At 38.6% G+C, this 15,269-nt stretch carries 7 protein-coding genes; 2 read left to right on the forward strand and 5 right to left on the reverse strand.

What is annotated here, in order from left to right; translation table 11 throughout:
- The first annotated feature begins 223 nt into the window (after positions 1-223).
- Complete coding sequence (locus MUN53_RS08830) at positions 224-2,851, forward strand: valine--tRNA ligase (RefSeq protein ID WP_243324861.1); 2,628 nt, start codon at positions 224-226, stop codon at positions 2,849-2,851.
- An 89-nt stretch (positions 2,852-2,940) separates the two neighbouring features.
- Here the strand turns inward: MUN53_RS08830 and MUN53_RS08835 are convergent, their stop codons facing one another.
- From MUN53_RS08835 to MUN53_RS08855, 5 genes are all read right to left on the reverse strand, one after another.
- Positions 2,941-4,494: an ATP-binding protein gene (locus MUN53_RS08835; protein WP_243324864.1), complete on the reverse strand. Its 1,554-nt coding sequence runs from the start codon at positions 4,492-4,494 to the stop codon at positions 2,941-2,943.
- Between the two features lie 347 nt (positions 4,495-4,841).
- Positions 4,842-6,320 carry a RagB/SusD family nutrient uptake outer membrane protein gene (locus tag MUN53_RS08840; protein ID WP_243324866.1) on the reverse strand — a complete coding sequence of 493 codons (1,479 nt, stop codon included), beginning with the start codon at positions 6,318-6,320 and terminating at the stop codon, positions 4,842-4,844.
- A 31-nt stretch (positions 6,321-6,351) separates the two neighbouring features.
- Complete coding sequence (locus MUN53_RS08845; protein ID WP_243324868.1) at positions 6,352-9,363, reverse strand: SusC/RagA family TonB-linked outer membrane protein; 3,012 nt, start codon at positions 9,361-9,363, stop codon at positions 6,352-6,354.
- A gap of 713 nt (positions 9,364-10,076) precedes the next feature.
- Positions 10,077-10,685 carry a hypothetical protein gene (locus MUN53_RS08850; protein ID WP_243324871.1) on the reverse strand — a complete coding sequence of 203 codons (609 nt, stop codon included), beginning with the start codon at positions 10,683-10,685 and terminating at the stop codon, positions 10,077-10,079.
- A gap of 22 nt (positions 10,686-10,707) precedes the next feature.
- Positions 10,708-11,718 (reverse strand): DUF4373 domain-containing protein, encoded by a 1,011-nt coding sequence (locus MUN53_RS08855; protein ID WP_317236344.1) that lies wholly within the window; start codon positions 11,716-11,718, stop codon positions 10,708-10,710.
- A 376-nt stretch (positions 11,719-12,094) separates the two neighbouring features.
- Here MUN53_RS08855 and MUN53_RS08860 point away from each other — a divergent pair, with 376 nt between their 5' ends.
- Positions 12,095-15,268, forward strand: a complete 3,174-nt coding sequence (locus MUN53_RS08860) for a SusC/RagA family TonB-linked outer membrane protein (RefSeq protein ID WP_243324877.1) — start codon at positions 12,095-12,097, stop codon at positions 15,266-15,268.
- Position 15,269 lies beyond the last annotated feature (1 nt).

Consider the following 15,269-nt stretch of genomic DNA (forward strand, 5'->3'; position numbering starts at 1 on the left):
TAAGGAGATGCGTGGAACGGATAGTTTGTTGATAATCCAAACTATAAAATACGATTTCCGGTATCGAAGAATCAATAAATTTCGTACTTTTGTCGATTCGTAGAGACAGAGGTTTGATGGCCAGTCAGATTGCCTTTTGAAAGGCGTGCAACGGAAGACTGGCCTTCTGTTTGTAGATATTGACCTCTTGAATGAGTATGAATTAATAAACAAAATAAAAACAATGGAATTAGCAAGTAAGTATAACCCCGCTGATGTGGAGGGAAAATGGTACCAGTATTGGCTGGACAACAAGCTTTTCAGTTCTAAACCCGACGGTCGTGAACCTTATACCGTCGTTATTCCGCCCCCCAATGTGACGGGCGTGCTCCACATGGGTCACATGCTTAACAATACTATTCAGGATATTTTGGTACGTCGTGCCCGCATGATGGGTAAGAATGCCTGCTGGGTTCCGGGAACGGACCATGCTTCTATTGCAACCGAAGCCAAGGTGGTAAATAAACTGGCACAACAAGGTATCAAGAAAACGGATCTGACGCGTGAGGAATTCTTGAAACATGCTTGGGCCTGGACAGAAGAACACGGAGGCATTATCTTGAAGCAATTACGTAAGTTGGGTGCTTCCTGTGATTGGGATCGTACGGCGTTTACCATGGATGAGGAACGAAGTAAGAGTGTCATCAAAGTCTTTGTTGATTTATATAACAAGGGTTTGATTTATCGGGGAGTTCGAATGGTGAATTGGGATCCGAAAGCCTTGACCGCCTTGAGTGATGAGGAAGTTATCTATAAAGAGGAACATAGCAAGTTGTATTACCTGCGTTATAAGGTAGAAGGTGATCCGGAAGGACGTTATGCGGTCGTGGCTACGACTCGTCCGGAAACGATTATGGGTGATACGGCCATGTGTATCAATCCGAACGACCCGAAAAATCAGTGGTTGAAGGGAAAGAAAGTGATCGTTCCGTTAGTAAATCGGGTAATCCCGGTGATCGAAGACGATTATGTAGATATCGAATTTGGTACAGGTTGTTTGAAAGTGACTCCGGCACATGATGTGAACGACTATATGTTGGGTGAAAAATATAATTTGCCAAGCATTGATATCTTTAACGATAATGGAACATTAAGCGAAGCTGCCGGTATGTATGTCGGTATGGATCGTTTCGATGTTCGTGAACAGATAGAGAAAGATCTGGCTGCTGCTGATTTATTGGAAAAGGTAGAGGCTTATACCAATAAAGTTGGTTTCTCTGAACGTACCAATGTGGCTATCGAACCGAAGTTGTCTATGCAATGGTTCCTGAAGATGCAGCATTTTGCTGATATGGCTTTACCTCCGGTAATGAATGATGAGCTGAAATTCTATCCTCCGAAATATAAGAATACGTATCGTAACTGGTTGGAGAATATCAAAGACTGGTGTATTAGCCGTCAGTTATGGTGGGGACATCGGATTCCGGCTTACTTCTTGCCCGAAGGTGGTTATGTAGTGGCTGAAACACCTGAAGAAGCTTTGAAACTTGCACAGGAAAAGACCGGAAATACTTCTTTGAAGTTGGAAGATCTGCGTCAGGATGAAGATTGTCTGGATACATGGTTCTCTTCTTGGTTGTGGCCGATTTCATTGTTTGATGGTATCAACAATCCTGGAAATGAAGAGATCAAGTATTATTATCCGACTTCCGACTTGGTAACCGGACCGGATATTATCTTCTTCTGGGTAGCTCGTATGATCATGGCTGGTTATGAATATATGGGAGATATGCCTTTCAAGAATGTTTATTTCACCGGTATTGTGCGCGATAAGATTGGCCGAAAGATGTCTAAGTCGTTGGGTAACTCACCGGATCCGCTGGAACTGATCGAGAAGTATGGTGCCGACGGTGTTCGCATGGGTATGATGTTGTCTGCTCCGGCTGGAAATGATATTCTGTTTGATGATGCTTTGTGTGAACAAGGACGTAACTTCAATAATAAGATCTGGAATGCCTTCCGTCTGGTTAAAGGCTGGAATGTGGCTGAAATCGAGCAACCGGAATATGCGAAATTAGCTATTGACTGGTTTGATGCCATGTTATCAAAGACTGCTGCTGAAGTTAATGATCTGTTCAGTAAATATCGTTTGAGCGAAGCCTTGATGGCCGTTTACAAATTGTTCTGGGATGAATTCTCTAGCTGGTATCTGGAAATGATTAAGCCGGCTTACGGTCAACCGATTGATCAGGTTACCTACGAAAAGACATTAGGTTTCTTTGATACTTTGTTGAAGTTGCTTCATCCGTTCATGCCGTTTATTACGGAAGAATTATGGCAGCATATTTATGAACGTAAGGATGGAGAAAGCATCATGGTTCAGACATTGAAGGTCGCAGAAAACTATGATGAGGCAATTATCGCCAAGTTCGAAGTTGTTAAGGAAGTAATCGGTGGTATCCGTACAATTCGTTTGCAGAAGAACATTGCCCAGAAAGAGGCATTAAGTCTGGAAGTCGTTGGTGAAAATCCGGTAGCCGCATTTGATTCAGTGATTGCGAAACTGTGTAACTTGTCTGCTATTACAACAGTAAGTAATAAGGCCGACGGTGCTGCAGCCTTCATGGTGGGAACGACAGAATATGCGGTACCATTAGGAAACCTGATTAATGTGGAAGAAGAGCTGAAGAAACTGGAAGCTGACTTGAAATATCAGGAAGGATTCTTGCAAAGTGTGATGAAGAAACTTAGCAATGAAAAGTTCGTCAGCAAAGCTCCGGCTCAGGTAATTGAAATGGAACGTAAGAAACAAGCTGATGCTGAAACAAAGATTGCTGCTTTGAAAGAAAGTATCGCTGCATTGAAGAAATAATACGTAGTCAATAGAATACAGAAAGGCTGCCAGTTGTCCGGATTCCGGTGTAGCTGGCAGCCTTTTTTATGGGGCAATATTTGTCTTTGCTATTTAGCCACGATCCATTTTTCTATATTTCTTGTTTTACGGCTAAAGTTTATACCTATTTTGAAAAGTGTACGATTGTCAGTAGAAAAAGGAACTGCATAGTTGTTAGCTTCTATTTGAGCCAATGCTTCTTCTGCAGAACCTTCAAATTTGAATTCCATAATAAAAATATAGTTGGGAGTTTTTACAACCATATCTATTCTACCCTGTGAAGTATGATATTCTGCTTCTGTATAGAAACCCATTAATTTAAATATGATGAATAAAACATTTTGATAATGTAGTTCGTTATTCCTGATCAATTCGTATGGTGTATCTGCAAAAAAACTTTGTAGTCGGCTCATGAAAGCATCTATCATACCTAATCTTATTTCTTTAATGAAATTCAGAATATGGAAACTTGTATTTCTACCGTTTAAATTCATATAGGCCGGCATGAGGTAACTCATAAAACTTTGTTCTACTTCTTCATTCGGGAATCCGAGGTGGTAGATCTTGAATTCCGGATCGTAGCTTTTGATGGTGAAGTAACCACTTTGAAAGAACAAGGGGATTGGATTGTTATCGAGGTTTTCCAATCCTGTCAACTCTTCGGCTGTTGCTTCAGTCTTTTCTGTCAACTCGCTGAGCAGATAGTTGTTCTTTTGTAAGAGCTTCACCAGAATAGAAGGTGTCCCGGTAGAAAACCAATAGTTTTCGGGCATCATGCGGAAAAATACATTGAGCAAGCTGAAAGGATTGTATATTCCTTCTGTTCCTTGTACGAAATGATACCCGTCGTACTTCTTTTTCAGTAACTCGCAGGCTTCGCTGTAACTTATCTCTTGCTTGGAGGCAAACTGGCGGATGTCGGGTTCGAAGTTGGTAGCTAATTCAGTTTCACTGATACCGCAGAGTGTGGCATACTCTGGATCCATAGTGATGTCATTCAGGTTATTCAGGTCACTGAAGATGCTTACTCGACTAAACCGCGTTACTCCTGTCAGGATGGCAAAACGGATATATTTGTCGCAAGATTTTAAGTTTCCGTAAAACGCTTTCAACATACTGCGGTATTGGGCTTGAAGATCTTCGTTACCAAGTGATTGGATTAATGGCTTGTCGTATTCATCGATGAGGATGGCGACATTCTGCCCAGTTTTTTGGGCTGCACGGCGTATAACGCCTGCAAAACGCAAGGAAAGCGATTGTTCCGATGGATCATTCCCATAAATCCTTTCCCATCGGGTGAGGTAATTGTTGAGTATTATTTCTAAATTTTCTCTCGAATTGTATTCCTGATTGTTCAGGTCTAGGTGTAACACCGGACTTACGTTCCAGTCTTTTTCCAGTTTTTCCATAGCCAGATCCTTGAACAACTCTTTTTGTCCTTCAAAATAGGCTTCCAATGTAGAAATCATCAGACTTTTACCGAAACGACGCGGGCGGCCGAAAAAATAATACTTGCCTGCCTTTATCAATTTGTATAGCAAAGCTGTTTTATCTACATAAACATATCCGCCTTTACGTATTTCGCCAAAATTCTGTATGCCAATAGGGTATATTCTATTCATAGTTGCCTATAGTTTGTTATACATCTATATTTGCAAATTTACAATTTTATCTGTGTCTTTGATATAAAGGGCTTAGATTTATAGCTGAGGAAAAAATATCTGTACTGTTGTGGCTTGGATACTTAGTTTAATATCATTATTGAAAAGAGTGGGCTCAATAAAAAATGATCTAATTTGATTGATATTTCCCGTTACCAGGATCGATGATTTTTAGAGGTGAGAAAAGATTGATTAATGTTTTTATTATCAGAAAGTTTTATTTCAGAGAAATTGATTAAAAAAGAAAACCACCATTGATAAACATTATATATATCAATGGTGGAAAATTTTTTATGTGTCAAATTTTTTTATTTTGGAAGAGTTCCTGCCCAATCATTTTGTTCGACTCCAAAACCAGCATTTATTTCTGAACTAGGTATTGGGAAAACAAAATCTGAGATCTTATAATTATTATAAGTAAAAGATATATTGGGCGCAGCATTTGCATAAACGCTAGCAGTTTCATCCCATCGTCTCAAATCATATAATCTAAAGCCTTCTTGGAATAATTCACGGGCACGTTCGTTCTTGATAAAGGTCAATAAATCATTTGCGTTATTAGGTAAATTACTTGTAGAAGAGAAATCTGAATTACGACGAGCAACAACAAGCAATGCGTCTTTTGCCGCATTTAAATCTGCATTTGTACTTTTAACATTAGCTTCAGCTATGATTAAAAACATTTCAGGTGCATTCACTAAGTAATTGGTTGCGTAGGCAGAATTTCCTGTCGCATGTTGTCCGTATTTTCCACCTTTAAATACTGGGACTGTTTCCGAAGAACTTTCATCCCAAGCTATGATAGATTGACGACAGTCTTTTTCTCCATATAAAGAGAGTAATTTAGGACTCGGGCTGTAATTATAGGTTGACCATAATGTTCCCGAAGAATTGGCCGACCAGTTATCCGTTTGAGTAATTGCTAACGACAATAAACTTTCAGTATTTGATTCATTCCCAATAAATAATGCCTTATAAGCATCAGACGTATAAGTTAAAGTAGAAATACCTTTTTCGTCTAGAGCCTTTTGTGCGTTTGCTTTCGCTTCATCCCAATTCTCTAAATAAAGATTTGTACGAGCTAATAAACCATATACGGCTGCTTTATTAAAATAAAGGATAGATCCTCTATCACCGCCAGCTGCATCAAAATATTTATTAGCGTTGTTCAAATCCGATAAGATAGCATTATAACTCTCTCCAACAGTGGAGCGAGACACTTTTGCTAGGGCTTCAATCGGTTCTGTAACAACTACTATACCCGGATTGGAAGAGTAGTCTGTACCATTAACTTTTACCTGGTGACAAAAAATATTTGTTAACATCAACTGCGCATATCCACGTAACGCATACGCTTCTGCAATGCAGCGGTTCAATTCTGCGTTTTCTTCCTCAGAAACAGTTTCTGTCAAAGCTTCACCTGCTTTAATAATACGAGAAGATCCATCAATCACTTTATAGCCATATTCCCAAATATTCTTCAAGTATGTATCAGTATCTATTACGGTAAAGGTGTAGATGGCATCAAAATGACCTGTTTTACCATTCCAGTAAGAAATATCTGTAGGAATATCGCCAATACTGATAGCATAGTTTCCTGCAAATGCATAGTAAAACAGGCTATAATAAGTACCATTCAGGGCTGTCGAAATATTGTTAACGTTGGTCAATGCTGTTTCTGTGTCAATTCCCTTATAATAATCTGTTTCAAGGAATTTATCACCACAAGCCGTAAGGCTTGTCATTAGCGTTAAGCCTACAACTACTTTTAATATGTTCTTTTTCATAAACAATGTCTTTTTAATAATTCAGATTCGATTAGAATGTTAATTGAATACCTCCAATGAATGTACATGTAGCTGGATATTGCCAAGCAATTACACCGTTCGCCGATGTTTCTGGATTATAACCAATAAAATCTCCAGCAGTAAATGTGTATAAGTTATCAACAGATACATACGCACGTAAGCGTTGGATAAATGCTTTTTGTGTTAATGACTTTGGCAATGTATATCCTAAAGTAATATTACTTATACGCAGATAGTTCCCATTATATAAGAAACGAGATGAAGTTTGAGATGCTTTGTAGGGGTCTCCGTAAATATATTGCGGGTATTTAGCATCTTTATTTTCTGGAGTCCATGAATTTAATGCAACATCTTCTAATGGCGTACGGAATGCCATGCCAAAGCCTGTAAAAGAAGCTCCTGAATCATATACTTTCCCACCTAAACGATAATTGAAATTGATATTGAAATCAAAATCTTTCCATGTCAGGTTTGTACCGAAACCTCCTAATACTTTAGGATCTGCATTTCCTACATAACGTTTAGAAGCTGCATTATAGTCAGATGTTGTTTCATCTCCATCTTCATTCAAATACCATAGAGGCTTACCTGTTTCACGATCTACTCCGGCATATTCTTTCATGTAAAACTGTGAATACGGACGACCTTGTTCAATAATTTGGAATGTGTATTCTAATGGTTCATCCGTAGAAAGTTTGATAACACGATTTTTATTCCAAGTCAAATTAGCAAAGATGTTCCAAGTGAAATCTTTCTGTTGCATCAAAGATGCATTTACAGAAAACTCTATACCGCGGTTTCTAATTTTACCAATATTTTGATAAGTAGTAGCCAATCCGGTTGTCATTGATAATGGAACTTCGAACAGAGCATCAGATGTTTCTTCATTGTAAAAATCAAAGCCTAAATTGATACGATTGATTAAAGATAAATCAAAACCAACATCTAATTTCTTAGAGACTTCCCATGTTAGTTCTCTGTTTTCAATACTGGTGGGTCGCATTCCTGGTATTTGGTTATAATTATATCCTGCTGAATAAAATCCACGAGCTGCATACCAGTCTATTTCCTGATTACCAACAGTTCCGTAAGAAGCACGAAGGGTAGCATTGGTTAATGTAGAATTATCAGCCAAGAAATCTTCTCCTGTCAAACGCCATTTACCACCAACAGACCAGAAATTACCCCAACGTTTATCTGCACCAAATACAGAAGAACCGTCACGACGGAATGAAGCAGAAGCATAATATTTATCAGCATAAGAGTAATGGGCATCCATAAAGTATGATGCCAAACGAGCCTCTTGTTTATAATATTCTGAACCTTGTTCAGTTCCTGCTGTTGTCAAATCGCGCATACCATTAGAAGCAAACGGGAAATCTGATTTAGCAAAATATTCATAGTGGTAACTTTTCTTTTGCATTTCTTGACCAACCATGACACCTATATTATGCTTTTCATTGAATGTATAGTTCCATCCTAAAATATTATTCCAAGTAACTACACTACTTTTTGAATTATATAATTGACCAAGTCCATTATAGTCCATACCTTGCGGATTATACTGAGCACTCCAATATTGGTATTGAGTTTGGTCATTTAAGTTCACTCCTAACGTCGTTTTTGCATAGATGCCTTTACCAAAATCAATCTGCAAATAGGGATTCAAGTTTATCACTTGCATTTTAGTCTCATTTAATTCACCGCAAGTTTCATCAGTTAAAGCAAGCGGGTTGTATAAATTGACATTAGCATAATCTCCATTTTCATCATAGTACGGATACATAGGGAGCATACTAGAAATTGCAGCAGTTATAGGACTACTCATACTTCCACTAGTAGATAATGAAAATCCATTCTGTGTTGAATAACTATAGGATGTATTGATACCAATTGTAGCCCAATTGAATTTACTATCCAAATTCAAACGTCCAGAGAAACGCTCTAAGTCTGAACTTCTAACAAGTCCTTCTGTATTCAGATAACCTAAACTAGCATAATACCCAGTATTACCTTGTTTTCCTTGCAGATTTAAATTATAGTCTTGGTAATAACCTTTTCGTGTAATAGCATCCATCCAGTCATAAGAAGACTTACGATCCCATCCAAAGTAATCGTCAGCTAAATAATTGTAAGCAGATTCTATTGTATATCTATCTGGATTAGAGGCAGCTAAACCGTTAGCGAACAAATTCATTGACTGTTGGGCATTAGCGAAGTCCATATTGTTGTTTGCCATAGAGACAAAACCTTGCTTAATGTCCAGATTGATATTAAACTTGCCTTCTTTACCCTTTTTAGTTGTTACGATAATTACACCATTTGCTGCACGTGATCCATAGATTGCTGTTGCTGCTGCATCTTTTAATACCGTAATATTTTCAATGTCTGAAGGATTTAATGTTGACATTGGGTCTAATTGGTTGTTTGATTCTGAATTCAAAGAATTTTTATCCGTATCCGAATCAATAGGCATTCCATCTATTACATAAAGAGGTTGTGTTCCTGAATTTAAAGATCCACGACCGCGAACATAAATAGATCCCCAAACGCCAGGCATGCTTGACGAATTATTCATTTGGACACCAGGAACAGAACCTTCTAGTGCTTTTACAAAATTAGCATCAGTCTTTTTAGATAAAACATCTTCACCAATAATAGAAGCAGCTCCTGTAAAAGATGCTTTCTTTTGAACGCCGTATCCCGTTACCACGACTTCATCCAGCGCTTGTGAATCAGATTCCAATACGGCATTGATGTTCGAAGCAACACCTACTTGTTTTGTTTTCATACCTACGTATGAAATTTCCAACTGCTTTCCATTAGAAGGCACATCTAATGTGAAGTTACCGTCAAAATCAGTTACAGTACCGATTGTTGTTCCTTTTACGACTACTGATGCACCAATTACCGGTTCGCCATTCTCGTCAAGAACCTGACCGGTTACTTTGGTGTTTTGAGCCATTACCGCAGTCATACCCATCAGCAGGCAAGCCGCAGTCATAGTAAACCTTTTCATCATAAATACACTTATTTATTAAACATATAAATATTCATTCCAAACTTTCAAATAGACTTAGTCCAAAACGAACTACCACAAACCTATTTTTCACTCCTCTAATACTCATTCCACTTTTGTCTTTTTCAATATTAGAGGCTGCAAAATTACAACAAAAAATGTAAAAATGCAACGAATCATAAATTTAACAATCTAATCATTTACGTATTATCACACGAGATATATCAAAAAGTCACAAAATAAAACATTGTACCCCGTTATTTATACTCAATGATGTAACAATATTGTTTTGTTTATTACATTTTAATGTATTTTTGTTCGCCATAAATTTATGTCTTTTTTTCATATACACAATCATTTATCCCCTAAATGTTTTTATTTTCTTATTCTTTTCGTTGGATTTTACGTTCTTTTGGCTTGATCCCAAAGGATAAAAAAGTCATGATCAGATCCGTTCTTTTGCCTTGATGCAAAAGAACCAAAAAATCAAGGCTTACACTCCAAAGGCTACAAATTCGCTTCGTGAAGCTAAAATCTCGGAAAACTCGCCTTGGGCTCAGACAACCGAGATTTCTTCACGCTTCACTCGGAATTTGCTTTACGCCTTTTCCGTTAGGCCAAATCGGTCGACATTAATAATAACTTTTCTTTATTTCATATAAAAATATACGTTCTTTTATAGAATAATAGTACTATATATTGTCATATTTCATGTATTACCCCTTTTCAAATGGCAAGCGTTCTACCGAGTTGAAATATTGTTTCAATAGCCATTCCTGAGCTTTAAGTTTGATCATAGACTGGCGATAATCTTTGCTGGTGTGCCGGTCGTTTTGTGGTCGCCAGTGCTCAAAGAGCGCCATAGCGTTTAGCTTTTCTTCCAGACTGTTACGAATAATCCCCCGACTTTGTAGTTCTTGGTATAGGATGCTGGCTAAAGGAATTTCTGAATCCGGTTGAGCTTTGTAGGCATGAAAGCGTCTGCTTATCAGACGATTCATACATTCATCATTGTATTCTTGGCTCACAGAAGGCAAAGCTTTGACATTTTTTCTCTGTTCCATTTGTTTGATAACCCGATACCGAAAATCACTCATTTTATAGCCTTTCAACCATTTGCAAAAGGTTCTGTAATTCAATCCGACGTAATCGCCAAATTCTTCTTTGACTCCCAGCTCAAAACAGATGGAAAGTTCTTCTAGCCGTAAAAAACTATAACTTTCGTAGAGATCACTGGTCAGTTTGGCTGCCAGCAAAGTAAGTTCATGTGTCTTAGGTATTTTAAATCCCAACAATACATACGTGTCAGACAGCAGATCAATCATTCTTTTCTGAACAAACTGATTTTCAAATTGTATAATTGGAGGCTGTCTCAATGCCATTTGTAAACGAATATCCAAAGCCATTGTTTTCAAACATTTTTTGGGTTAATAATTTTGCTTCTGCCGCCACTTCCATCATCTCTTCGTATCTGGATTTTTGTGCTGCCGGCTTGTTGATCTTGACTTGTGGCATTGCAGCTGTTTTGGTACCGGCTAAAATCTGCACATCCGTTTCCCAATGATGATACCGCCACCAGGCGATGAACTTGGATTGATAATCCTTCTTTGTTCTGACCGTATCTTCAAGTGCCCTCAACAGGTTGAAATCATCAAAGCAGGTCATGGCGTTATGAGCTTTTTCCAGCAATAACGACCCCTTACCACTGATACGAATCAGCCGGGTACACCAGTTTTCATCATTCAGCAGATCCATTTTCCACTGATCCCATAGATCTTTTAATTCCGATTGATCATTTTCGCGCGTGTGTGCGCTACTCTCTCTCTCAATTATAAATATACTTTCCTTTTCTTTACTATCCTTTACTTTACTTTGTGTACTTTCTGCGGTTTGAATTGGCGTTTCAGCTGCGGAAATGCAGGTTTCATCTGTGTTAACCGATTTTTTTTCTGTAACTTCTTCTTTCGCTACTGTGATCGGAACGAGCAGATATTGTTGTTCTAATTTCTTTTCATTGAGGTAACGGCCTTTTGCTGCCATGTAGCGTTCTTGAATAGCTTTGGAAGTCAAGATGCCTTCTTCCCACAAGGCAGCATCAAACAAACCAATTTCAACCATGTAGTCAAGCATGGATTTCACTTCGGTGTCTTCGATATCCAACTGGTCCGACAAATCGAACAAATAATCCTTGTCGATTTGTACATAAAATGAACTTTCATAGATATCACACAAAAGCATAAAATAAAGAAGGACACCCGGCGTTTTAAGCTTTTTCATCAAACGCCGTATTTTGATATCTTTCAATACATGGATGTCCATTGGGAAATAATCCAATCCTAATTTTACTGGGCGTGCCATAATAATTATCAGGACAAGTTTTTATGGGTTCGGCAACAGCGCCTCTTCCTCTCTTGTCACGAAACAAAAATACGGTATCCCAAAATCGTAGTGTTGACGTGTGTCGCCCAATGTCGCTCAGTGTCGCCCAATGTGGATAAAAAGTCAAAAGCCGGCGTATTTTCTCTAAAAGGTAGGCATGAAAAGATAAAAACATAGGCATGAATTTATAGAAAGGTAGGCATGTTTTTCCATCCTTATTTTTAGATGTAGCGAATTTATTAAAGTATATCCTATCATTCGCTGTCCCTTCCCCGATTAAATATACTGTTCGTTTTGTACTACGTCTATTTAGAAAAGGAATGAATATTTATATGTTTAATAAATAAGTGTATTTATGATGAAAAGGTTTACTCTGACTGTAGCCAGCCTGTTGATGGGTATGACTGCGGTAATGGCTCAAAACACCAAGGTAACCGGTCAGGTTCTTGATGAAAATGGCGAACCGGTAATTGGTGCATCAGTAGTCGTAAAAGGAACAACAATCGGTACTGTAACTGATTTTGACGGTAACTTCACATTAGATGTGCCTTCTAATGGAAAGCATTTGGAAATTTCATACGTAGGTATGAAAAAAGTAGAAGTTGGCGTTTCTTCTCGCGTAAAAGCTGTATTGGAATCTGATTCACAAGCGTTGGATGAAGTGATGGTAGTTGCTTATGGTACTGCCAAGAAATCTGCTTTTACAGGTTCTGCTGCTACGATTAAAGATGAAAAGATTACTTCTCGTCAGACTTCTAACGTGACGAATGCTTTGGCTGGTCAGGTAGCCGGTGTACAGACAACTAGTAGCACAGGTCAGCCGGGTAAAGATGCAACGGTTCGTATCCGTGGTATCGGTTCTATTTCTGCCAGCAATACTCCGTTGTATGTAGTCGATGGTGTTCCTTATGATGGTGAGATCTCAGCTATCAGTACTTCTGATATTGAGTCTATGACAGTCTTGAAGGATGCTGCTTCAAATGCCTTGTATGGTGCACGTGGTGCCAATGGTGTTATCTTGATTACGACCAAACGTGGTAAGACGGGTGATGCCCGCGTTACTTTCGATGCTAAGTGGGGTGTGAACAAACGTGGTGTTCCTTCATATGAAACAGTAACAGATCCGGGTAAGTTCTATGAAATGGCTTATTCTGCTATCTATAATGGTGACTTGAAGGGCTATGCAGCTGCAGGTGATTTGGTTAATGCCAATGCTTATGCCAATAAAGCAATGTTGTCAGCTTCATACCTAGGATATCAAGTATTTACTGTACCGAATGGGGAACAGTTGATCGGTATGGACGGCAAACTGAATCCGAATGCAACATTAGGTTATTCAGACGGTACTTATTATTATACTCCGGATAATTGGAGCGATGAGTTGTTTGAAAACAATACACGTCAGGAATATAACTTGAGCGTGAGTGGCGCCAACGACAAGATGAACTATTATATGTCTGCCGGTTATCTGGATGATCAGGGTATCGTTCCGAACTCAGGTTTCCAGCGCTATTCAGCTCGTTTGAAAGCAGATTACCAGGTAAAACCTTGGTTGAAGATGGGAGGTAACATCTCATTTACACACTACGATAGCCGTGAGCAAGATTTGGAAAGTAGTACTTCGAATGCGAATGCTTTCTACGCAGCCAATATCATGGGAGCCATCTATCCGATGTATGTTCGTGATGCTGCCGGAAACATTATGACTGACAATCGTGGTTATTTGCGTTATGATTATGGCTCAGATACAAACTTTGAACGTAGAAATGTCGTTCCTAATGCGAATCCATTGGCAAGCTATATGCTGGATATGATGAGATATTCTGGTGATGTAATCAGCGGTAAGTGGTTTGCAGATATCGATATCTGGGGTGGTATCAAAGCAAAGATCAATATTGGTGTGGATGCCAATAATGTACGTTATACCAATATGACGAACCCATTCTATGGACAATATTCTGAAACAACTGGTGTGGGTGGTTTGATTTCTGTAGCTTCTGAGCGTACGTTCAGTACCAACCAGCAATATTTGTTGACTTACAACAAGACATTCAATGATGTACATAATTTGGATGTATTGGCAGGTCATGAAAACTACAATTACAAATACCAGTATTTGTATGGTTCACGTGAAAAAATCTACAATCCAGATGTTCCTGAATTGAACAATGGTATTTTGAACCAGAACAATGCTTCATATACAAACAACTATGCAACAGAAGGTTGGTTGTTCCGTGTACAGTACGATTATGATGGCAAGTACTTCGGTTCTGCTTCTTATCGTCGTGATGCTTCTTCAGCCTTCCATCCGGATAACCGTTGGGGTAACTTCTGGTCAATTGGTGGAGGTTGGTTGATGAACAAGGAAGCCTTCCTGGAAAACCAGAAATGGATTGATATGTTGAAATTTAAGATCAGCTACGGTTTGCAGGGTAATGATAATTTATTGTATCAGAATGGTTACCGAAATTATTATCCGTATATGGATCAATATAATTTATCAAACAATAATGGAGATTTTGCAACTACTTTGTATTATAAAGGTAATCAGGATATTACCTGGGAAACTTCACACAGTTTCAATACCGGTTTCGACTTTACCTTCTGGGGTGGTAAGTTGAGCGGTGCTGTGGAATATTTCTCTCGTAAGACAACCGATATGCTTTACTTCAAACCAGTTGCTTCTTCTATGGGATACTCTCGTTTCCCGGAAAATGTAGGATCTATGGTGAACCGTGGTGTTGAATTGGATTTGAATTCAAACATCATCAATACAAAAGATTTTACATGGGATATCAATTTCAACTTGACTCACTTCAAGAACAAAGTATTGGAATTGGCTCCAGAGTTGAATGGACAGTTGATTGATGGTAGCCGCATTTACCGGGAAGGTGAATCTATGTATCAGTTGTATTTACCGAAGTATGCAGGTGTAAATCCGGAAACTGGTGAAAGCCAATGGGCTTTGACTGAACCGAATGCAGCAGGAGAGACTGTTACAACTTCTTATACAGAAGCTTCATCTAACCGCTTTGCTACAGGCGATATTCTGCCGAAGGTATATGGTGGTTTCGGTACTAGCTTGACATTCCATGGCTTTGATTTCTCAATTGCATTTGCTTATCAATTAGGTGGACGTATTATGGATAACACTTATCAAAGTTTGATGGATATTAGTTCACAAGGTTCTGCATGGCACGTAGATATGTTGAATGCTTGGACTGCAGATAATAAGAATACTGATGTTCCGCGTTTGAACGTACAAGATACATTTACTGGATATTCTTCAGATCGTTGGTTGACAAGTTCTGATTACTTGAGCTTACAGAACATTACTTTCGGTTATACATTACCGAAATCTTGGACACGCAAGTTACAGATCGACGGTATCCGTCTGTATTTCGTAGCTGATAACGTAGCCTTGCTGACAGCTCGTAAAGGTTTAGATCCTCGTCAGAGCTATACTTCTGCGGACAATGTATATTCACCGATCCGTACGATTTCTGGCGGTATTTCATTGAATTTCTAAT

Source organism: Parabacteroides faecalis, assembly GCF_022809355.1.
Classification (GTDB): domain Bacteria; phylum Bacteroidota; class Bacteroidia; order Bacteroidales; family Tannerellaceae; genus Parabacteroides; species Parabacteroides faecalis.

What these genes read in the sequence shown, in the direction of transcription:
- MUN53_RS08830 (WP_243324861.1), top strand. Translation starts at nt 224, where the DNA reads ATGGAATTAGCAAGTAAGTATAACCCCGCTGATGTGGAGGGAAAATGG.
- MUN53_RS08835 (WP_243324864.1), bottom strand. Translation starts at nt 4,494, where the DNA reads ATGAATAGAATATACCCTATTGGCATACAGAATTTTGGCGAAATACGT.
- MUN53_RS08840 (WP_243324866.1), bottom strand. Translation starts at nt 6,320, where the DNA reads ATGAAAAAGAACATATTAAAAGTAGTTGTAGGCTTAACGCTAATGACA.
- MUN53_RS08845 (WP_243324868.1), bottom strand. Translation starts at nt 9,363, where the DNA reads ATGATGAAAAGGTTTACTATGACTGCGGCTTGCCTGCTGATGGGTATG.
- MUN53_RS08850 (WP_243324871.1), bottom strand. Translation starts at nt 10,685, where the DNA reads ATGATTGATCTGCTGTCTGACACGTATGTATTGTTGGGATTTAAAATA.
- MUN53_RS08855 (WP_317236344.1), bottom strand. Translation starts at nt 11,718, where the DNA reads ATGGCACGCCCAGTAAAATTAGGATTGGATTATTTCCCAATGGACATC.
- MUN53_RS08860 (WP_243324877.1), top strand. Translation starts at nt 12,095, where the DNA reads ATGATGAAAAGGTTTACTCTGACTGTAGCCAGCCTGTTGATGGGTATG.